The organism is Pseudomonas sp. PMCC200344 (assembly GCF_030053095.1).
GTDB classification, from domain to species: Bacteria; Pseudomonadota; Gammaproteobacteria; order Pseudomonadales; family Pseudomonadaceae; genus Aquipseudomonas; species Aquipseudomonas svalbardensis.
The window spans coordinates 2,446,162-2,467,706 of sequence record NZ_CP125618.1 but is presented as its reverse complement, the minus strand read 5'-3'; the positions used below and the strand labels follow the sequence as shown (position 1 = coordinate 2,467,706).

Here is a 21,545-nt window from a genome sequence, read left to right as displayed (position 1 = left end):
AATGGGCTTCTAAAATTAGGAGGCCATCGCTCTGCCGAGAGTTCCGACTTAATACCCGGTCATTTCCAGATAACCCTGCCCACCATGGCTGCCGCTCAATTGCACCGGTCCTTCCCAATAGGGAATGCGCAAAGCCATCCACGCATTGGGATTGAGCGCGCTGATCGTGATGTCGAGGTGTTTGTCGGGGATTTTGATCGACCAGCGCACCGGCATCGAACGTCCGGCGACGTTGACGTTGTCTTGCGGTGTGAGGCTGATGTCGGCGGCGTGCAGCAACTGCGTCTGGCCTTGAGCGTCGATCCAGGTGCCGGTGAGGTATGGCGCGCCGTCCTTCTGCCGCATGCGGTAGAGCATCACCTGTTCGCCGCTGTCCAGGTGCAGAGAAAACCAATCCCAGCCAGTCTGGTTGGCGGTCAGGGGTTGGCTGCTCCATTCCCGGTCGAGCCAGGCCGGACCGCTGACTTGATATGTTTTACCGTCGATTTCCAGCGTGCCGCTGGCCTGAAAAAACGGCTGACTGTAGTAGTACGACGCCTGCCCTTGTTCGGATTTCTGACTGAAGCCTTTGTCGCCCTGAAGCACCAAAGGACGTGTGGAGGTCAGCCGCAGTTGATAGCCAAAATCCTTGTCCCGGGCGCTGAGTTGAAGCTCCGCCATAGGGTCGGAACCCTGACTGCTGAAACGCCAATCATCGATCCACGCGTTGAACGGCGTGAGACTCACGCCAGCCTGACCAACGCCACCACGGGCATAACGCTCGGCAGCGTGATGCACCGTCGCCGACGTCACGGCCGCGTGGCCAAGCCAGATAACTTGATTACCCCAGCCAGCTACTTCGGGCGTCGCTTTCAAGGCGCTGCGAAACAACGTCCACTGCGCGCCGAACTCGCGTCCCTGATCGTCCTTGAGGTTGGCGGTGACGTACCACCATTCGATGCGAAAACCGTCATGAGGACCGTGATCCGCCGGAAAGCTGAACACCCGACCGGGCACCACCGGCGTAAACGCGGCGGCCTGATGACCCAGCCCCGCGAAGCCTTTCTCAACAGGCGCCGAGTTATCGCACCCGCTCAATAACGCCAATAGCAACACGCCAACCTTAATCTTCATGAGCAAACGTCCTCAGCAGATCCGCCGGTTGCGTGCGGTACAGCGAGTACAGCGGCCACGCCGACGCCAACAAAGTCGCCAACAGCGCCAACCCCATCAACTGCAACAGTTGCAGCGGAAACACCCGCAGCGGCAAGCGCCAGCCGAAGGCCTGAACGTTGATCACCGTGTCCAGGCACCACGCCAGCGCGATCCCCAACGGCAACGCCAGCACCAGGGTCAGCACCGCCAACAACCAGGTCTGCCCGAGATTGAGCAGCATCAGTTGCCGGCGAGTCACGCCGAGCGCCCACAGCGGTGCGAGTTGCCCGAGGCGGCTCTGACTTTGGGTCAACAGGCTGATGAACAGCGCCACGCCCGCCACACAGAGGGTCAGGCTGTTGAGCGCGGCGGTCGCGGCAAAGGTGCGTTCGAACACTTGCGTGGACCAACCCTTGAGCCGGGCCTGGTCGACGATGCGGCTGTCCTCCAGCGTGAAGCGGGTTTGCAGCGCGGTCTGGAAGGCAGGGATCAATGTCGGGTCGATGCGCAGGTTGAAACGGCTGGGTGTCAGTTGCGGCCAGCCGCGCAGCAGATGGTTGACGTTGACCAGAATGTGGCCCTTGGGATTGCCGTAGTCGGCGTAGATGCCGACTATCCGTGGAGACCATGTGCCATTGGGTGTGGAAATCGTCAAGTGATCGCCAAGGCGCACCTTCAGCCGACGGGCCAGTTGTTCGCTGAGCATCAGTGCGTCGTCCTTGGCCAGTCGGTCCCAAGGGTCGTCGCCCAAGGCTTCCAGCAGCGGCCAATGCTGGCGATACGTCGGGTGATCGATCACGCCGAAGACGTCCGCTGGCCAGCCTTGCAACTGGATTGACACTTGCCAGTTGGGCAGCACCGCCGTGAGTCCGGGTTGCTGCTTGAGCCAGGTTTGCAGCTCTCTGGCCTGGTCCGGATTTCGCGGATTAACGTACAGCTCGGCGGTCAGGCGTTGTTCGAGCCAATCGCTGAAGGTCTGACGAAAACCGGCCGTCATGCTGCCCGCTCCAATGTTCGCCGCCAGTGCCAACAACAGCGCCATCAACGCCAGGCTCAGGGCCGGCAGTTGCTGGCGGCAGTCGGCGAGAAACCATTGCCCGAGCACCGAACGACTGCGATGCAGCACCCGGTTCAACACCCAGTTGAGCACCACCGGCAACGCCAGCGCAGCGCCGATCAACAGTGCCGCCATCAGCACGAAGCCACTGCTCAGGCTGTCGCCAAAGATCAACGCCAGCAGTGCGATCACCGCGGCGATCGCGGCGACCCAACCCTGGCGCCGCAACCAGCGCGCGTGAGCCTGATGCCAGGCTTGCGGGTCGGCCAGAGCCAGCAAAGGCAGGCGCGCGGCCCGCAATAAACTGTTGGCCCCCGCCAACAACGCGCCCAACAGACTCAGGCCGACGCCGCTGAGCCACCACCACGGACTAAGGCTCAACTGCCCCGCCACTTCGGCGCCGTACAACCCGCGCAGGCTGGCGGCGACGTCGGGCAACAGCACGCTGGCCAGCAGGTAGCCGCTGGCGACGCCGACCAGTCCGCCGATCAACGCCAGACCGCCCAGCTCAACCGCCAGACAGGCAATCAACATCCGTGCACTAACACCGCAGGCGCGCAGGGTTCTGAGCAAGCCACGGCGTTGTTCCAGCGCCAGGCCGATCGCGGCGTGGACGATGAACAGGCCGACCACGAATGACAGAAAACCCAGCGCATCGAGGTTCAGGTGAAAGCTTTCGGTCAGGCGCGACAAATTGTTCTCTTCACCGCTGGTTTTGAGCTGCAGTTGCCCCTTGAATTGCTCAGGCAGGGTCGCGGTGAAATCCTTCGGCAGCAGCAGGCGTGAGAGCTGATCCGGCAGGCCGAGAATCTGCTGGGCGAAGCCGATGTCCACCAACAACATACCGGGGGCCATATCGGGTTGGGCATGCAGCGGCGGCAATGCCTGACCACTCAAAGTCACCGGGCGTTCGCCCTCGTGCAGACCCAGAGCCTGCAACGTCTGCGGCGAAATCCAGGTACTGCCCGGCGGGCTGAAAAACTCGACAACCTGCTCAATCGCCAACGCCTGCCCGGCCACAGAGGAACCGGCGGGCAGCGACACCGGCTCGATCCCCATCAGCTGCAAGCGCTGGTCTTCATGGCCCTTGCGCGTCACCCGGCCTTGCAGGACCGGCGACACCGGCCAACCCAAACGGCGCAGGTCGACAAACACGTGTTGGGAGAAGGTTGCGCCACTGGGTGAACTGAGGCTGGCCTGGGGTTCGCCGCCAATCAACTGACTGGCCCGGGCATAGCTTTCACGCGCCTGGCTATTCAGCGCCTGCACGCCGGTCAGCAGGCTGGTGGCGAGCCAGAGCCCGGTCAGTACACTGAAAAACTGCACCGGATGTTGCCGCCAATGACTGAGCAGCGCCCGCAGTGTCTCGCGAAAGACCCGCACTTCAGCGCTCGTCCGCGCCAGCCAGACGACCACCGTGGAGCACCACTTTCTCTGCCAACCGCGCGGCAACCCGCGGGCTGTGGGTGACCATCAACAAGGTGGTGGGACTGTCGTCGAGCAACTCCAGCAACAACTTCAAGACCTCATCGCTGGCGGCTTCATCGAGGCTGCCGGTGGGCTCGTCGGCCAGCAGCAGTTTCGGCTGCGACGCCAGGGCACGGCCCAACGCGACCCGTTGCTGCTGGCCGCCGGACAACTGTTCCGGATAACGCTGCAGCAAATCAGCCAAGCCCAGACGTTGCACCAGATGCGCCTGCCAGCGCGGATCGTGGCGCCCCGCCAATCGCGCCTGGAATGCCAGATTGTCCTCCACGCGCAAACTGCCGATCAGGTTGAACTGCTGAAACACCAGGCCGATTTCGGTCCGCCGCCAGTTTGCCAGTTGCCCTTCGCTCATCTGCTCCAGCCGATGCTCACCGCTGCGGATGCTGCCGCGATCGACCTTGTCCAGCCCGGCAATCAGGTGCAGCAAAGTGCTCTTGCCACTGCCCGACTCCCCCATCAACGCCAGGCTGCTGCCGGGTTTCAATATGAGGTCGACACCTTGCAGAACCGGCAGTGGGCCCTGGGGAGTGGCGTAGCTTTTGAAGACGCCTTGGACCGAAAGCATGGGGGAAACCGTTCGATGTACGTGGAGCAAGGATAGCGGACGGCAGCGGCACCGCGAATAGGTCCGCTCAGACAGCCCATAGCCCACACACTTCAGGGAAAAAACATACACAACCAAGGAATTGCCTGACTGCTCATTCGTATCCACATGGATACATTTGAGCCATGAATTATCTTATTCAACAAACTATGATCTTCGCGACATGGCATGCCTCAGTTCGTGACTTGCGGGCGAAGTTAGCCATCGCTCGTCGCATTGATCGTGCCTCTGCGGGTAATCTGGGCGATATCAAACCGGTGGGTGATGGTGTTTCCGAAATGCGCGTGGACGTCGGTGCAGGCTATCGGGTCTACTTCACTATGCGAAATAGCGTCGTCATTGTGCTGTTGGCGGGTGGTGACAAATCTTCGCAAACCGCCGACATCAGGCGGGCGAAAAAATTGGCGAAGGAGGTGTAAACATGAGCCAGACTTTGACTACTTTCGATATGGCGGCTCTGCTGGACAGTGACGAAGCCATCAGCGAGTATCTTTCGCAAGTGCTCGCAGACGGCGACAACGAAGAATTTCTTCGCGCTATCGGCTATGTGGTGAAAGCGCGTGGAATGACACAGATAGCCAAGGATTCGGGTATGGGCCGCGAAAGCCTGTACAAGGCCTTCGCACCAGGTGCAAAACCACGTTTCGATACGGTTTTAAAGGTCATTCACGCCCTTGGCATTGATCTCTGCGCGCAGCCGGGTCATTCGGTCAATCACTCGACTCTCTGAGAGACTCTTCTGACTAGACTGCTCGCTTCACCGCCACCCACGTAAAACACAACGGCAGCTGCACCGTTTGCTGCTCATACCGATCATAGAGTTCCTCGCGGTTGGAATGCGGGTACTCCTTGAAGTGGCTGATCTGCAATCCGGCGTCGATGGCGCCGGTGAAGATGGCGCCCAGGGTGTGGACGAACCAGTAGGACGAAGCTGCCTGCTGGTCGACTTTGCCTTCGTAGACGATCGGTTGGTCCTGCACGAAAGGTTCGCTGCGAAAGTACGAGCTGTCCGGCCGATACGGATCGGCGGACTCGGGGTCGAACATTTCCAGGTAGGGATGGGTTTCGTACACCACCAGGCTGCCACCGGGCTTGAGGGTTTGTGCGACATGGCGGAAGAATTCGGCGATGTCCGGCATCCAGTTCAACACGCCGATGGTGATCAGGGCCACGTCGAAGCGGCCATGAAGTTCAGTCGGCAAGTGATGGATGTCTGCCTCGATGAACTCAGGCGCATGGGGCGAGCGTGACGCCAGTTCCCGCGCCTGATCGAGGAAAGCCTCGGACTGATCGACGCCTACGACGCTGCGGGCACCCAGCGCAAACAACGAAAGGCTTTCGCGGCCGTTGTTGCAGCCCAGTTGCACCACGTCTTTGCCGTCGACACCGACCTGCTCCAGCAAACCTCGGAGGGTGTCGTCCATGCAGCAAAAATCCCTATTACCAACAGCCGTCAAACGGGCCTGCCATTCGGGGGTGTCTTTGTGGTGTCGGGCGGAGTCATTCCAGGCATCGCGGTTGCTGGCGATGGCTTTTTCTTTTGTCGGCATTTCCATTGCGCGCTCCAGACGGGGGTCTTGATTGACCGGCACGAGTCTAGATCAGGGTTTCGAAAAACCCCATTCAGTCTTTGTTCAAATCTTGTAATCCGGGCATCGCGAACACGCGCTCGTACGGGAGCTATAGTTAATGACCTTGGGGAAATGCGGGAAAAACCGATTTCGCAGGTGCTGCCATGAAAACAACCGATCTGAGGCTACTGCTCGCCCTCTGCCTGATCACCACAACCGGTGCTCACGCGGACGACAGCCTGACACCCACTAGCGATTACAGCAGTGAGTTCAACTATTACGGGGCCGACCAACCCTTCGCTCACCCCGTGCCACCGTCACTGAGCACGGTGCCGCCAGGGTCGTACATCCCGACAGCGCCTCAGGACTTCATCCCCATTTCGAGCCAGCATGAGTTCTACGACTCAAGATTGCCGACGGTAGCGGATGCCACGGTTCGAGTGTTCATCCGCTCCTACGATCAGCAACGCGGTGTCTACGTGAACGAAGAAGCCCTCGACCCCACGTGCCTGCTCGCGTGCCTCAGCCGTCAGGGGCCATTGATGCAATAAGGCCTACCACTGGCGTTTGTCCGGGCGCGCGAGGCCGAGTTTTTCGATCCGGTAACGCAGCATGTCGCGGCTCAGGCCAAGCAGCCGTGCGGATTTGGTGACGTTCCAGTCGGTCTTGTCGAGCATCTTGCGCACCATGTCGCGCTCCACTTCCGGCAGGTTCATGGACTCGGTGCCGTTGTAGACCGGACGTGGCTCGCAGTGTTGCGGCTCGTGCTGGAACAACAGCGGCTCATCCACCAGGCTCAGGCACACGTTCAATTGATGGGCGGCGATGGTGTCGCTCTGGGCCAACAACACGGTTTGCTCAAGCATGTTTCGCAACTCGCGCACGTTGCCCGGCCAGCTGTAGCTGAGGAGCAGTTCCTCGGCCTGATCGCTGAAATACAGGTTCGGTTTGCCATAGCGTTTGCCGTGGACCGCCAGGAAGTGCCGAGCCAGCAGCAGGATGTCTGCGCCACGGGCATACAGGCGCGGCACCTTGATCGAGATAATCCGCAAACGGAAGAACAGGTCGCGGCGGAACTTGCCCTGCTGGACCATTTGTTCAAGGTTGCAGTTGGTGGCGCTGATCACCCGCAAATCGACCTTGCGCTCCTTCACCGAGCCGACCCGGCGGATCGTCCGGTCCTCCAGCAGCTTCAGCAGTTTGGCTTGCAGCAACAGGTCCATCTCGCCGACCTCATCGAGAAACAGCGTCCCGCCGTCGGCCGCTTCCACCAGCCCGACGCGGCGGTCCTTGGCGTCGGTGAAGGCGCCCTTCTCGTGACCGAACAGCTCTGACTCCACCAGGTTGGAAGGAATCGAGGCACAGTTGAATTCAATGAACGGACCTTTGCTGCGCGGGCCGTCGAAGTGCAACGCACGGGCCACCAGTTCCTTGCCGGTGCCGGTCTCGCCTTCCACCAACACCGGTGGCAGATCGGTATTGGCCATGCGCCGCTCGGCGTCGATTAACTGGCCAATGGTGCTTTTCAAGTACTGCATCGGTGCCGATACGCCGATCAATGCCTGCACCCCTGACTTCTGCGCTTCGCGCTCCTGATAGAACGACAGTGTGCGTTCCATTCGATCGGTAGCCAGGGCCTTGTCCAGCAGCAGCTTGAGCTCCGGCAGCGCCACCGGTTTGGTGACGTAATGGAAAGCGCCCTCTTTCATCGCCACCACGGCGTCTTCAACGTTGCCATAGCCGGTCATCATGATCACTTTCAGATCCGGCGCGCTGATGCGCAGCTTCTGGATCAGGTCGTGACCACTCATGCCCGGCAGCGAGTTATCGGTCAGCACCACGTCCGGGACGAAAGTGCCCAATTGGTCCAGCGCGTCCTCAGCCGAGTGGCAGACCGTCACCTCGAAGTCCTTGCGCTCCAGGTAGGTCTGAATATTCTCGGCGAGGAGTTCATCATCCTCGACCAGCAGAATGCTGTGCTCCATATACCCCTCCCGTTGCCACTTTAAAATTGAGACAAACGCGGGTTCCTTCCTGCTCTCGGCTGGTCAATTCGACCGAGCCTTGGAAACGCTCCATTATTCTTTTGACCAGGGCCAGGCCCACGCCCAACCCTCCTTGTTTGGTGGTGAAAAACGGCTTGAAGGCCATTTGTTCTTGCTGTGTGGTCATGCCCTTGCCGGTATCGCTCAGGGTCATGCGCACGAGTCCGGGCTGCGGCGTTTCGATATCGATACTCAGCACGCCGCCCTTGGGCATGGCTTCCAGGGCATTGGCAAACAGGCTATTAAGAATTTGCGTGAGCAACACCTGTTGGCTGACGACCGGCGGACAACTCTGAGGGATGAAACGCACGTCGATGCTGGAGCGTTTAATCAGCGCGTCAAACGCACTCAACGTGTCGTCGATGACCAGCACCAGGTCTACCGTTTCGTAGTCGTCGTTCATGGGTCGCAATGACACCAGCAACTCCCGAACCCAGCGCGACATGCGGTCGACCTGACTGATGATGTCGCCGATGTTCTTCTGCGCGTTCTGGCTGGCGATTTCCTGAGCCAGTTCGGCGCTGGAACGAATGTTGGCCAACGGATTGCGCAAGCTGTGGGCCACTGCCGAGGACATTTCCCCCAGCGCGACGAAGGTCTCGTTGCTGATCAGTTGTTTCTGCTGGCTCTGCAGCAGCATGGCCGCATGCCGCACAATCCAGAACAGTCCGAGGTAGATGGCCAGGCCGCCGAGCAGGGTTGCCAGCCAGATCGACTTGAAGCCGCGCTGGATGCGTTCCACCAGGTCCACAGGTTCCTTGTAGATCTCCACCATGGCGATCACTTTGCTTTTGTCGGCATTGAACATCGGGATGTAGTTCTCGATGAACAGATATTCAGGCTCGCGCAGCAGTTGCTGCTCGGGACGTTCCTCATCGATTTCGTGGTAGCTGGTGGACACGGGCTCCTTCATTTCGAAAGACTCGTCCAGTTCCTCATCACCTTCGACGCGCATGCCAATCATTTGCGCATTGGTCGACCAGACCACGGTGCGATCCAGGGCGTACACCACCGCCAACAGCGTGTCCGGCAGGTGTGCGACATGATCGAGAAACTCTATGCGGGCAGCGGCACGGGCCGCCGGATCTACGTCGGGATAGGCAATGTCATCGCGCGGATCGAGCATTTCACCCATGGTTCTTTGCAGGGTGATGCCGGCATGGCGAATTTCTGCATCACCAATGGCCTGAATGAACTGCGCAGTCAGCATGGAATCACGCTCGATGCTCTCATCGACGACGAAACGCGTGGACACGTAGCCCAACCCCAGCGCCACGGCGGCGATGATGAAAAAGCTGCCCAGGGAAAACCAGCGCAGCAAGTTGAACTGTCCTCGCCAGCCCTTGCTTTCTGCTGCCGACATAGCCGGCGCAGGTATTTTTTGTTGTTCTGGTATCTGCATAGGACCTTCCCGGATGCCTTGCATCCAGCCTTTTCAGCCGCGTTTCGGATCAGTGTAGGTGGCATTGATCGAGACTGACGGCCCCACTGATAGTATTTAGCCGCTATTGCGTTTGCGCCGCCTGTAGCGGTTGCTGACGATCGGTTTCTTCCTGCAAAAAACCCACGATGGACTGCGCCGCGCTCTCATCCAGGCGCAGGTTGGGCATGGGGATTTTGTCGAAACGCTCAAACAGCTCCAGCGCGATCGGGTCTTTTTCCGCCAGCATGCGGTCCGGCTCGCGAATCCAGCGACTCAGCCAGGCCGGATCACGCAGGCGAGTGACGCCGATCAGGTCCGGGCCGATGCTGCGCATGCCGATGCCCTGCCCGTCCATCGGACCCAGGCTGTGGCACGACGCGCAACGGGTGCGAAACAGTTCTTCGCCGTTGCTCGGCGGGCGAATCTCGGGCGCATTCGCGTAGTTTTCTTCAACGCTGGGCTGCTTCCAGTTCTGCAGCGTGTTGGCCAACTGATCGGCCAGGATCCACGGGTTTTCGAAAGGTGAAGCTTTCATCCACCGGCCTGTCGTCTGGTTGCCGACGATCAGGCTCAGGTTATGGTCCTTGCTGCGGCCGTTGTCGACGCCTTCGATGAACAGCCCGAGTTTTTTGCGCAGGTCAGTGACGGCCTCAAATTCCCCGGTGAGAAATTGCCAGCCCGGCCCGACTTTGAAACGCTGCGCATAGGCTTTGAGCACTTGCGGTGTATCGCTCAACGGGTCGATGCTGATCGAGTAGAAAAAGATGTCGTGGCCGACCCGGTCCCCCAGCAACTGTTGCACCTGGCGCAGGCGCGCGGTTTCCAGCGGGCAGGAGTCGCTGCACGTAGTGAAGATGAAATTGATCACCACCACTTTGTCCTTGATCAAATCATCGAAGAAACGCACCTGCCGACCGTCCTGATCGGTCAGCAAGGTGTTGGGGAAGTAATCGCCGCCCCAGGGTGTCGCCGACTCCGTCGGCGACGGTGTACTTTCATGAGCGAGCAGCACCCAAGCGGCCAGCACACAGGTGACCAGCAGCAAAATCAGGTGCATGCCCAGGGCGCGGGAGCGCGGCGTACGTGATGTCATGTCGGCTCCCCTGCGGATCATGGTGTGACCTCTGCTTTGGTGCCGTGGCCGTCGCCAGTGCGGAAGGTTGGCAGCGCGGCGGAGTTCACGTAGCGCACGCCATCCCAGCTCGGCAACGGAGTCGGCATCAACTTCACTTGCCCCGGTTTCTCAAGGTCCCACCGCAGCAACATGGAGTTGTCCTCATGTTGCGTGTTGTGGCAGTGCTCCATGTAGGTGCCGGCGAATTCGCGAAACTGGATCGCAATCTCGACATTGTCCGTACCATCCTTTTCCGAACCGACGCGATACACGTCCTTGCGTGCCCATTTTTCCCATTCCGGTGGTGGCTTGCCGCCACGACTGAGGATGATCCCTTCCTCGAAGTGCACGTGCACCGGGTGGCCCCAGCCCGTGTCATTGCCCTTGATGAGCCACACTTCCAGCGTGCCGAAACCCGTGACGCCGGCGTCGGTCGGACCGCTGGCCAGTTTGATCGCGGTGTTCAGCCGGCGCGGGTCCATGCGAAACCCGTAGCCTCCGTCGGTCTTGATCGTCCAGGGCGCTTCATCGGTGCCGTCGGAACGGCCGAAGGTGTAGGTGCGGTGACGGGCTTTGGCCAGCAGCGCCTTGTCAGCAGCATTGTCGTAGTGAATCTTCAGCGGGATCATAAACAGGCCTTCAGCCTTGCCCGGTTTGGCCGGTTCATAAGCGGCCGGGTCCATGGCCAGGTCCTGACCGGTGTAAGCCTTGACGTTGAGTTGCAACACCTTGCCTACCGCCGGATCACCGTCCTCCCACTTTGGCCCCTTGCTGGTTTGCTTGAGGATCGCCCGGTATTTCTCGGACAGCACGTCAGCCAGGGCGACGGGTTCTGCCGGACCCTTGCCGTCTTCGTGCACCAGCAGGTTGACGAAGAACAGCTTGTCGCCTGGTTTGATCCCGTTTTTCGAGAAGTTAACGATGATGTCGTGACGCTCGGCGATGCCCAGGGTTGGCAGAATCGCGTTGTGGTTCTGTTTATCACCGTCGGCATCCAGGTCCATGCTGCCGTCGAACGGCACGCTGTGTTCCATGATATTGCCGTCGTTGGCAATCATGTGGAACGGCACCCGGGCATACGACACACCCGACCCGGCAGGCCCTTGGAACTCGCCGCTGGTGCCCTTGATCTCGCGCACCAGCGCCATTTTGAAGTAGCGCGACACTGAGCCATTGAGCATGCGCAAGCGATAGCTGCGGGCGCGCACGTCCAGGGTCGGTTTCCACTTCCAGTTGACCAACACCTGGTCACCGAGGAAGCCGTTAGTGTTGAAGGGGTTGAACCACAGTTGACCGTTCTTATCCCACGCCTTGTCGGCAAACATCAGGTTGACGTCGTAGTCGCGGTTACCCCAGGGCAAGGCGCTGCCGCTGGGGAGGCGCAGGTTGACGCCGTCATTCACCGATTCATTGCCGCGGTCGAGGGCACTGTAGTAGTTCATCATCGCCGCGTTGCCCTTGTAGACGTTCTGCGCGGTGAAATCGAGCATGTGGTCGTGGAACCAGTGAGTGCTCATGGTTTCGCGCCAGTCGCCGCGGATCTTGATCATGCCGTTGTCGCAGGTTTTGCGGCTGGGGGTGAGGTCGTTGGTCCACAGGGTTTCGCCCGGCGAGCAAGGAAACGCCGCACGCGGGTCTTCAGCCTTGGTGTTGATGCTGTCGTAGCCGGCCAACTGGATCGGCCAGCGATAGTCGTAAAACTGCCCGGGGAAGAAAAACGCGCTGGCAAAACCGTCGCTTTCCGCCGGTACGTGACCGTTGTGTTCGTGGGTAGTGATGGTGTGCAGACCAAAACCCATGTTCGCCGACGGGTCGATCGGCAAGCCGTTGTAATGGCGCATCAACACGGGTTGCCCGTAACGCACCATGAGCAATTTGGGCGGAAAGGTGCCGTCGAAGGTCCACACCGAGTTATGTTTCTGCACCGGCATTTTCGGGTGAAACCGCGGTTCAAAGCCTTTGGAGGTACCTGCGGTCGCCGGCACGCCAGCCACATTGTAATAGAGGCCACTGGGGCCAAACTCGCCCACGGCATAGCGGTGCATCTGGCGACTGTCACGCAAGCCGGTATTCAACCGTGCGCCGGTTTGCACGGTCTTGTAGGCGACTTGCGGGTAAAACTCGTTCCAGCGCTGGTGCGACCAGCCTTTTCCTGGCGGACGGCCTTCAGCCGACGAGCCGATACGGCGGTTGAGGAAAAATTCAATCTGCTTCTGCCAAGGGTTGCGGTCGACCACGTTGGAATAATGGCTGGGGAACGGCGTCAAGCCCGGTTGACGCAAGAACGCGTCGAGCGCCGCACTCGGCGGGGCGCTGCGTGCGACGCTGGTGGGATCTTGTTGCGGCAGCGGGCCGATGGTGGCGGGTGGAAAGGGCAACTGCGCCGCCGGGGTAGTGGGGTCGAGTTTTTCCAGACCGAACTCTTCGAACAGCGCCAGTGGCTGAGTGAACGGCAGTGCACCGTACAGTGGGCTGGGCTTTCCGTTGGAAGGGTAATTGAAACTGGTCTGCAGCGCTGGCGGCAGGATGTTTTCCACCCGCGTGGTGTCTTTGCTGCCTTTCACGCCACCGGGTAAATCGAAGGAATCTTTATTGGCCGGGGGCATGGTCAAAATGGCGTTCAACGCCGCCGCTTTGTCAGCCGCTTCATCGTGGTAAGCCGAGGGGTCGGAAGGTTCGGGCTGCCGCTCGTCGTCGATGGGGCTGGCGCGCAGAGTCGTTGTGCCCAGCGTCATTGTCAGAAGAACACTCAGAGGCGTCAGGAGGCCGAACCATTTGAAGGAGTACCGCGCTTTTCTGTCCATCACCAGCCGCCTCGAAGTCATGAGTCATGAAGGGGGTAATGGGGGTTGTGCAAGGACCTCGCCAGCTGCAACCGTTTTTTACGAAAGCATTAATAGCCATCAAAACAATGGCTTATCAACATCAATGCGCCATTTCTGGGGGATGACTGGGGAATGACACCCGCTAACGGGGAAAGTTCACACCCGTTTTCAGGGGACTAATTTGAACGACAGACGGACACTCGTGCCCTCGCCTTCACGGCTTTCCAGGGTCACCGCACCGCCAAACCGTTCCATGATCCGCTTGACCAGCACCAGCCCGACACCCAGCCCACCTTGTTTGGTGGTGAAAAACGGCCGGAAGGCCATGCTGCGCTGTTCTTCGCTCATGCCTTTGCCGGTGTCGCTCACCACCACGCTGAGGCCACGGGAATCGGTCGGCTCCAACGTGATGGTTAACGTGCCGCTCTTGTCCATGGCTTCCAGTGCATTGGCCAGCAAACTGTTGAGGATCTGCGTCAACTGCACCTGCTGGCTCAGGACCATGGGCGTCAGCTTCGGGTCGAACACCACGTGGACCGAGGCTTTGGTGATTTGATGCTCGAAGGCCATCAGGCTGTCATGCAGCGCCGCCACCAGATTGACAGGCTCGGCGTCATCGTTGAGCGGACGCAAGGATTGCAGCAGCTCCCTCACCCACTTCGACATGCGATCCACTTGGCCGATGATGTCATTGATGTTCTTGTGGGCCGGGCCGCTGTCGAATTCCAGCGACAGTTCGGCGCTTGAACGGATGGTCGCCAGCGGATTACGCAAACTGTGGGCGACCGCCGACGACATCTCGCCCAGGACGACAAAGGTTTCGTTGGTGATCAGTTGCTTTTGTTGCGCGGCCAGCAAAATCGCCGCCCGGCGCACGATCCAGTACAGCCCCAGGTAAATCAGCCCACCGCCCAGCGCAGTGGCCAGCCAGATCAGCACCAGGCCGCGCTCCATGCGGCTGATCAGGTCCTTGGGTTCCTTGTAGATCTCGACCATCGCCGTGACTTTGTCGCCGTCGGCATCGAACAGCGGAATGTAGTTCTCGATGAAGATGTATTCCGGGGGCGTCACGAACTTCTGTTCCATGCGGCTCTTGTCCACATCGTGATAGCTGGCCGACACAGGAATTCTGGAAGTAAAGGCTTGCTCCAGGTCTTCGTCGGCGTGGATCGTGGTGCCCATTAAGGCCGGGTTGGTCGACCAGATCACCATGCGGTCGGGGGCATAGATGTTGGCCAGAATCACGTCCGGCAAGTGCCCGATATGGTCGAGGAATTCGCCCCGGGCAATGGCGCGGGCCAGCGGGTCGACGTCGGAGAAGTCTTTGTCGTTACGCGGATCGAGCAGTTCGCCCATGGTCCGCACGTTGGGAATCGATACGTGGCGCACCTCGACCAAGGCAATCGCCTGAATGAACTGGGATGTCAACAACGCATCGCGTTGCACGCTTTCGGTAATCACGAACCGGGTGGACACCGCCCCCAACGCCACCGCCACCGTGCCAATCACCGCCATGCTGATGAGCGAAAACCAGCGCAGTAGATTGAACGGCTGCTTGCGCGAGCTCAGGCGAATATCACCCCCCTCGGCCTGGAGCGTTTGAGTAGGCATGTCCATGAACGTGTTCCCGACGATTCCCCTATAGGGTTATAGCCCACTCATGGCCGATTGCCCGACGTTGGGTCTCGTCCCCCCACTTCTTCCTTATGCCCATCTACCCCCAATCATGGGGACAGTGGCCCGCGCCCAAAAACCGCACTCCGATGCCGTTTGTGAGTGACACGCCCGTGACTCGGGCCTCTGCCGACCGTTTTCGCCGGTTGGTATGGAAGTTGCCGAACCCCTCTCAACTGGCCCGTCTCCATGGGGCAGGCATTCCGATATATAGAGGGCTTAACTCATGCACCCTTTACTGTCCAAAACCGCGGCCGCCCTGGTCGTTAGCGCACTGGCCCAAGGCGTCGCCCAGGCGGCGCTGTTTGCCGTCGACCCCGGCCCCTACGTGCCAGCCAACGGCTCGTTCGCTGCCTGGTATCAGGACACTCACGGTCGGACCCTTGAGCTTTGCCTGTCCAAGGCTGTCAGCTCCAGGGTTGCCAGTGCACCCGGTGCGCCGGCCTACATGTGCCTGTTGAATCCGACCCCCGGCGTTTTCGACGACACGCAGCCCGTCGTTTTCCCGAGCAACTTTCCCGATGAGGCATTCTGGTTCACCGGCGACGGCTCAATCGTCGATGCCGCACGGGGCATCGACCTGACCTATGTCAGCGCCGTGGAAGCAGCCTTCGCCGCTGAAGAACCGGTAGAAGGCGACCAGGTCAGTTTTGGCCGCATCCGCATTCGGGTGGACGTGCCCACCGCCGGCGTCTACACCATCACCCACCCCTACGGCGTCGACATATTTGACGTTCCCGCAGGTGGACGCCGCGCCATCAACATGACCCGCGACATCGGCATCGGCTCGCCGAAAAACTATGACGGCGCACTCAAGAGTGACATCGGCCCGTTCCTGCGCAGCGTCAACGGCCCCTATACCGAAACCAATCCGGTCACCGGTTCGGCCGAGCAATTCGTTGGCGATCCGAATCTGGAAGAAGCCTTCACCGGCAGCCCTTTCAATACCAACTACATCCGCATCGAAGGGCCTAACGGTCTGGACTTGCGCACGACGGCAATGGCCATTTCCGGCAAGTTGGCGACCGTGGTCCGTCCCACCCCGATGATCACCAACCGCAGCACTTACTCGCGTAAGGCCGGTGAAAGCGCACCGGTGGCGCAGCAGGATGTGTTCGTCATGGCCCCACCGCCACCGGCCACCGTGACCCTGGACAGCAACAGCCCGGTGCTGAACCTGACCGAGGCTGATACCTCTGGCCACTGGTATGCCCAGTCCGCAACCAACCCGACGTTGCCAAGCAACCTGGTGGTGACCGCCGACAACCACCTGGCCATTCCCAGCAGCACGCCGACCACGCTGTCGATGCCACTGACAGACCTGGTGGTGATCCAGACCGCCCAATACAGCTTGAGCACCGCGCAAATCACGGTAGTGGCTTCGACCAGCGATGAAACCTCGCCGCCGGTACTCACCGCCACCACCGGCACCGGTATCGCCATAGGAGCCCTGAGTGGCGATGGCGCAGTGAAATCCCTGGCGACCGGCATCTCGCCGATTCCACCGGCCAACGTTCGCGTGACGTCATCCAATGGCGGCAGCGACACCGAAGAAGTGGTCATCGTGCAATGAACGCTCACATGCCCAGATCCTCATCAGGAGGCATCATGAACAATTGGCCACGCCTGGCACTCAACGCACTGGGACTGACTCTATCGCTGTCCGGCAGTGCTTTCGCGCAACTCGCTGCCGTCGACCCCGGCCCCTACACCTTTGCCACCGGGAAATTCCCGATGTGGTATCAGGACAACACTCTGCTGTCGCTGGAACTGTGCCAGTCGCGGGCTACCAGCTCGCGGTCGCCTGGCGCACCTGGCGCGCCCTCCTACATGTGCATCCTGAATCCGGAACCTGGGGTTTTCGACGACACCCAGCCGATGGTGTTTCCGGATAACTGGCCACCGGAAGCGTTCTGGTTCCTCGCCGAGACCAGCATCAATGATGTCGCAGGCTATGGCGTGGATGCCTACGTGGCCGGGATCGAAGCAGCTTTCGCTGCGGAAAACCCTGTCGACGGCGATCAGGCAAGCTTCGCGCGGATTCGTCTGCGGGTGAACGTGCCTGTCGCCGGGACCTACACCATCACCCACCCGTACGGCGAAGAAACGGTCAACGTCACTACTCCGGGCCGTCGGGCGATCAACATCACCCGCGACATCGGCATCGGCGCGCCGGGCAACTTCTCCGGCGCCCTCAACGGGCAGGTCGGGCCATTCCTGCGCAGCGTCAATGGGCCGTACACCGAGGTGAACCCGGACACCGGTTCCATCGAGACTTACGTCGGCGATCCGAACCTCACCGAAGCGGTCACCGGCAGCCCGTTCAATAACAACTTTCTGCGTGTGCAGGGGCCTGCCGGGACCCTCCAGACCACCCTCTTTACCGTGTCTGGCAAAGTCCTCGACAACCGTGCGCAAACCCCGGTGGAAATTGGCCGCGCCACTTACCGCCGCACCTCTTCAGGCCCGGGCAACAGCAGTACGCGGGTAGAAGTGTTTGGCAAATCGGCCAACGGTTCGAGCGTGTGCTTCCGCGAAACCGTGGCCCTTGTGCCCGGACCACCGCAGACGCCATGCCTGACCAACATGCTTGGCGACAACAATGGTCAGTTCTTCGGCCATCGACTGACGGGTGCCACCGTGCCTGCGGTGGTGGTGGTCACCGCTACCGACCCGAGTGCCACCACCCGGCCGACGGCAGTGTCGAGCAAGCTCGTTGACCTGGTGAAAATCCAGACTGCTCGCTACAACTGGAGCAATCACAGCCTGCTGATCGAGGCCACGTCCACTGACGAAGTGGCGGTGCCAGACATGGTCGCGCAGGGTTACGGACGTCTGTCGAAAACCGGCACCTTGCAACGCCTGACCGTCGCCGACCTGACTCAGCCGCCGGCAACCGTTACGGTCAAATCCGCCGCGGGCGGCAGTGACACCGAGCTTGTCGTCGTAGTGGGCTCCGCGCCAGATACCGGCGAGAACCAGGCGCCGCTGAGCGTTGCCGACACCGGCAGCACCAGCTTCGGCGTGCCGATCACCCTCAACCTACTGGCCAACGACAGTGACCCGGACGACAACACGCCGCTGAGCATCACCGCACTGACCCAACCGGCCGCAGGCCAAGGCACCGTGGCGTTGAGTGGCACGACTGCGGTGGTGTACACCCCGCCAGCCGTGGTCAATGCACCGTTGACCACGACCTTCACCTACAAGGCTCAAGACATCAAAGGCCTGGCCTCGACCGCTGCGGCGACCGTGACCATCACCGTTGCGCCTAACCGGCCACCGGTGGCGGTCGCCGACAGCATCGCGACCCTGGGCGTGGCGGTTCCGATCAACGTGTTGGCCAACGACACCGATCCGGAAGGCAACGTGCCTTTGGCTGTCGCCAGCCTGACCCAACCTGCAGCCGGCCGTGGCACGGTCAGCAGCAACGGCACGGTGATCACCTACACCCCACCGGCCACGGTCACGACGGCCTTCACCACGACCTTCACCTACATTGCCCGGGACAGCTTCGGCGCCCTGTCGACACCGGCCACGGTAACGGTGCAAGTCTCGCCACGGCCTGCTGCGGAAACCTTCACGGTGACCACGGCTACGGTGTCGGCTCGCTCCAACAACCGCTTCACCTGGGACTTTGCGGGCACCTCATCGGTGATTACTGGCAACACCATCACCGTGCAGGTCAGCACCCCGACAGGGCTCGTAACCCTGGGCACCACCACGGTGCCGGTGACCGGTCGCTGGCGGTTGACGGTGAGCAACAGCACCACGGTGATCCCGTCGGCTAACCCGACTGCGACCATCACCTCGTCCCAAGGCACCGTGCGCACGGTGTCGGTGATCTCCAACTGAGCCCTCGCCCCACCCGCCGATTCGGTGGGTGGGGCCGGCCTCTTCACAAAGGACGCAGCCATGAAAACCTCGACCGCCGCCCTGCTCTGCCTGCTTCTGCTTTGCAGCAGTGCGGGCGCGCGCGCCGACGATTTGATGGAGAACGACGACCTGGCCCCCGGCGCCGACCTCGGCGAGTTACCACCACCGATTGGCCAGCAAGCACTGATCGATCAGAACGGACAGGCCAACGTGGCGCTGCTGCAACAGAACGGCCAGTCGCTGCTCGGTCGCATCGTCCAGTCGGGCAGTCATCAGGAAGCCTACATCCTGCAACAAGGCAGCGACCTGATGGCAATGATCACTCAGCAAGGCAGTGGCAACGCCGCCTCAATCACACAAAACGGCAGCCACAACCGCGCGCAGATTTCCCAGAACGGCAACAACAACGACGCCAGCATCGACCAGGCCGGCACGGGGCTTTCAAGCGCCGTGACCCAGTCGGGAAACGGCATGAGCGTTTCGGTCAAACAATACCGCTAAAGCACTGCAACACTTGGAGGTTTCATCATGTTCAAACTGACGCCCCTCACCGCCGCCATCCTGGTCCTAGTCAGTGCCCAGGCGATGGCCGACGACAGCGTTTCCACCCAGGACCAGGTTGGTACCGCCAACATCGCCGACGTGAAACAGACCGCGGCCCCGTTCAGTACCGCCACCCAACAACAACTCGGCGAGGGCAACGATGCCGCAGCGGTGCAAGACAACGCCACCAGCACCATCACCCAGGATCAACTCGGCGACTACAACGCCGGTTACGCCGAGCAACTGTTCGAAAACGGCAGCACCATCACCCAGCAACAGGTCGGCAGCTCCAACACCAGCCACGCCAGCCAGTCGATAGGCGTGGGCGGCAACGAAGCGCTGCAACAACAGCAAGGCACCGGCAACTTCTCGTTCATTTATCAGGACACTCAGGAAGGCACCCAAGCTCAAACCTTCCAGTTTGGTGACGGCAACGAGGCCAATATCGAACAGATCCAACTGGGCACTGCCAACAACGCAGTGATCATCCAGTACGGCACCGCCAACTACGCCACCGCCGAACAAATCGCCCACATGGGCGGCCAGATCAATCTCAACCAGGCGGGCGAAGGCAACTACGCCTATGGCGACCAGCGCGATGGCAACGGCGGCACCGTGACCATCAACCAGTTCGGCGACTTCAACGGCGCCGAAGTCTGGCAAGGCGGGCAAACCGCCAGCGAGGCCACCGTCAACCAGTACGGGAAAACCAACGAGACTGTGGTCGACCAGAGCTTCGGCGAAAACAACGTCGCCCAGGTGCTGCAAGTCGGCGACCTCAACGCGATCTACACCGACCAGTTCGAATCCGTCGGCTCGACCCTGGCGCTGTACCAACAAGGTACCGGCAACGTGCACTTCACCTACCAGAAGGGCGATAGCCATGTGCTGAACGCCACCTCCGTGGGCACTGAAAACAAGGTCTACGCCAGCGACTGGAAAGGCCCGGAAAAGGGTGGCCAGTTCGGCAGCAACCAACGTGCAACCGTCAACCAGAACGGCACCAACAACACCGCCAACTTCACCCAGAACGGCATCGGCCACCTCATGACCACCAGCCAGACCGGTGCCGGCAACAAAACCACCGTTAAACAGGCTGAAAACTACAACGAGCTGTACTTCGACCAGAACGGCAGCGACAACATCCTCATCGCCGACCAGCGCGGCACCACCAACCTGGCCCAGGGCAGCAGCACCGGTATCGGCAACACCACCAACTTCGACCAGTCCGGCACCATGAACGTGGCCTACGTCACTCAGGGCGGCAACGGAAACATTGCCAGCGTCACTCAGAGTGGCATGACCCAGACTGCGACCGTGCAGCAGTTGGGCAGCGACAACCGGGCAACCGTGCTTCAGCAATAATCGCGCGGCATAAAAAAACGCGACCCGTGGAGGGTCGCGTTTTTTTTGTCTGTCCCGGTCAATCGTTCTCACGCTCTGCGTGGGAACGATCGATGGTACGGCTTACGCCTGCGGATCGATATTATCCAGCGCCCGATTTACCGCCAGGTCGGCCAGCATGATGACCTGCTGGATGCCCAATAACATGCTGCGCTGCGGCCCCTCCAGAAACACCGCGAAATCAGTGGCCATGACACTGGCGGAAGCCAGCGATTCACAGGCGTGGGCCAACAGGCTTTCGGTGTCGATGTCCGGGGCGATGACGAACATCGTCCTGACCTTGCGTTCGGGCGTGTCTTTTTGGGAATTGAGGTAATGGTCGAAGGCGCGGTCGGCGGCTTCGTGGAGTTTTTTTGAATCGGGTGACTCGTAAGGGGAAACGGTGTCGGTTTCTGGGGGATTGGGTGTGGCTTTGAACATGGTGAAGCTCCTTTGGAAAATAGCGCCACCAGAACCTGTCGCTAAACAAGTAAGGGTGGCGACTGTATGCAGGTTAGCGAACCGGTCAAAGGCACCCGGTAGACCCGAAGATCTCCCGCATACAGCCACCATAACGTAAATGCAGACATCAAAAGTCTGCAAGAAAGTCTGGAGCACTGATGCACTTTGGATAGCCCGGGTCGCTAAACCCGGCCGCTGAATTCAACGGCCCGGAAACGATAAAGACCAGGTACAAAGCGCACAAGCCGGCGGATTCTGGCGCAGTCGTAGGCAACGGCGCAAGGATCTGTAGCTTTCAGGAAGTAACGCTAAACGCCATTAAACACGCCCCTCGAATCAGCACATA

General features: G+C 60.5%; 17 protein-coding genes. 7 read left to right on the top strand and 10 right to left on the bottom strand.

The features are described from left to right. Positions 1–48 precede the first annotated feature (48 nt). The 3 genes from QFW87_RS11160 to QFW87_RS11150 are packed head-to-tail and all read right to left on the bottom strand — an operon-like array spanning position 49 to position 4,244. Entirely contained in the window at positions 49–1,113 is a 1,065-nt protein-coding gene (locus QFW87_RS11160) for a lipocalin-like domain-containing protein (protein WP_283190508.1), read from the bottom strand. After that, on the bottom strand, positions 1,103–3,574 hold the full coding sequence (locus QFW87_RS11155; RefSeq protein ID WP_283190903.1) for an FtsX-like permease family protein: 2,472 nt from the start codon (positions 3,572–3,574) through the stop codon (positions 1,103–1,105). The genes QFW87_RS11160 and QFW87_RS11155 overlap by 11 nt, the downstream gene beginning before the upstream one ends. A gap of 1 nt (position 3,575) precedes the next feature. Continuing rightward, positions 3,576–4,244 (bottom strand): ABC transporter ATP-binding protein, encoded by a 669-nt coding sequence (locus QFW87_RS11150; RefSeq protein WP_283190507.1) that lies wholly within the window; start codon positions 4,242–4,244, stop codon positions 3,576–3,578. A gap of 164 nt (positions 4,245–4,408) precedes the next feature. Between QFW87_RS11150 and QFW87_RS11145 the strand changes: the two genes are divergently transcribed. Next, positions 4,409–4,702, top strand: coding sequence for a type II toxin-antitoxin system RelE/ParE family toxin (locus tag QFW87_RS11145; protein WP_283190506.1), 294 nt, complete (start codon positions 4,409–4,411; stop codon positions 4,700–4,702). Positions 4,703–4,704: 2 nt separating this feature from the next. Next, on the top strand, positions 4,705–5,013 hold the full coding sequence (locus tag QFW87_RS11140) for an addiction module antidote protein (protein WP_008153842.1): 309 nt from the start codon (positions 4,705–4,707) through the stop codon (positions 5,011–5,013). Between the two features lie 13 nt (positions 5,014–5,026). Here QFW87_RS11140 and QFW87_RS11135 read toward each other — a convergent pair whose 3' ends face one another. Beyond that, entirely contained in the window at positions 5,027–5,839 is an 813-nt protein-coding gene (locus tag QFW87_RS11135) for a class I SAM-dependent methyltransferase (RefSeq protein ID WP_283190505.1), read from the bottom strand. 179 nt (positions 5,840–6,018) lie between these two features. Here QFW87_RS11135 and QFW87_RS11130 point away from each other — a divergent pair, with 179 nt between their 5' ends. Further along, on the top strand, positions 6,019–6,405 hold the full coding sequence (locus QFW87_RS11130) for a hypothetical protein (RefSeq protein WP_283183929.1): 387 nt from the start codon (positions 6,019–6,021) through the stop codon (positions 6,403–6,405). A gap of 3 nt (positions 6,406–6,408) precedes the next feature. Here QFW87_RS11130 and QFW87_RS11125 read toward each other — a convergent pair whose 3' ends face one another. The 5 genes from QFW87_RS11125 to QFW87_RS11105 all read right to left on the bottom strand — a co-directional run bounded on the left by QFW87_RS11125 (position 6,409) and on the right by QFW87_RS11105 (position 14,878). Continuing rightward, the gene (locus QFW87_RS11125; protein ID WP_283190504.1) at positions 6,409–7,839 is read right to left on the bottom strand and encodes a sigma-54 dependent transcriptional regulator; all 1,431 of its coding nucleotides are present in this window, start codon (positions 7,837–7,839) and stop codon (positions 6,409–6,411) included. Then, on the bottom strand, positions 7,808–9,301 hold the full coding sequence (locus QFW87_RS11120) for an ATP-binding protein (RefSeq protein WP_283190503.1): 1,494 nt from the start codon (positions 9,299–9,301) through the stop codon (positions 7,808–7,810). Before QFW87_RS11120 ends, QFW87_RS11125 begins: the two co-directional genes overlap by 32 nt. A gap of 103 nt (positions 9,302–9,404) precedes the next feature. After that, on the bottom strand, positions 9,405–10,415 hold the full coding sequence (locus QFW87_RS11115) for an SCO family protein (RefSeq protein WP_283190502.1): 1,011 nt from the start codon (positions 10,413–10,415) through the stop codon (positions 9,405–9,407). A gap of 17 nt (positions 10,416–10,432) precedes the next feature. Continuing rightward, complete coding sequence (locus tag QFW87_RS11110) at positions 10,433–13,240, bottom strand: multicopper oxidase domain-containing protein (protein ID WP_283190501.1); 2,808 nt, start codon at positions 13,238–13,240, stop codon at positions 10,433–10,435. Between the two features lie 189 nt (positions 13,241–13,429). Continuing rightward, on the bottom strand, positions 13,430–14,878 hold the full coding sequence (locus QFW87_RS11105; protein WP_283190500.1) for a HAMP domain-containing sensor histidine kinase: 1,449 nt from the start codon (positions 14,876–14,878) through the stop codon (positions 13,430–13,432). A 283-nt stretch (positions 14,879–15,161) separates the two neighbouring features. On the opposite strand from QFW87_RS11105, the gene QFW87_RS11100 reads away from it, so the two are divergent. Genes QFW87_RS11100 through QFW87_RS11085 form a run of 4 tightly spaced genes read left to right on the top strand, consistent with a single transcriptional unit; the run spans position 15,162 to position 20,719 of the window. After that, positions 15,162–16,508 (top strand): hypothetical protein, encoded by a 1,347-nt coding sequence (locus tag QFW87_RS11100; RefSeq protein ID WP_283190499.1) that lies wholly within the window; start codon positions 15,162–15,164, stop codon positions 16,506–16,508. 35 nt (positions 16,509–16,543) lie between these two features. Beyond that, the gene (locus QFW87_RS11095) at positions 16,544–18,790 is read left to right on the top strand and encodes an Ig-like domain-containing protein (RefSeq protein ID WP_283190498.1); all 2,247 of its coding nucleotides are present in this window, start codon (positions 16,544–16,546) and stop codon (positions 18,788–18,790) included. Between the two features lie 60 nt (positions 18,791–18,850). Next, positions 18,851–19,312 carry a curlin gene (locus tag QFW87_RS11090; protein ID WP_283183921.1) on the top strand — a complete coding sequence of 154 codons (462 nt, stop codon included), beginning with the start codon at positions 18,851–18,853 and terminating at the stop codon, positions 19,310–19,312. 27 nt (positions 19,313–19,339) lie between these two features. Beyond that, positions 19,340–20,719, top strand: coding sequence for a curlin (locus QFW87_RS11085; RefSeq protein WP_283190497.1), 1,380 nt, complete (start codon positions 19,340–19,342; stop codon positions 20,717–20,719). A 102-nt stretch (positions 20,720–20,821) separates the two neighbouring features. Here the strand turns inward: QFW87_RS11085 and QFW87_RS11080 are convergent, their stop codons facing one another. Beyond that, positions 20,822–21,178, bottom strand: coding sequence for a DUF6124 family protein (locus QFW87_RS11080; protein ID WP_283190496.1), 357 nt, complete (start codon positions 21,176–21,178; stop codon positions 20,822–20,824). Between the last annotated feature and the right edge of the window lie 367 nt (positions 21,179–21,545).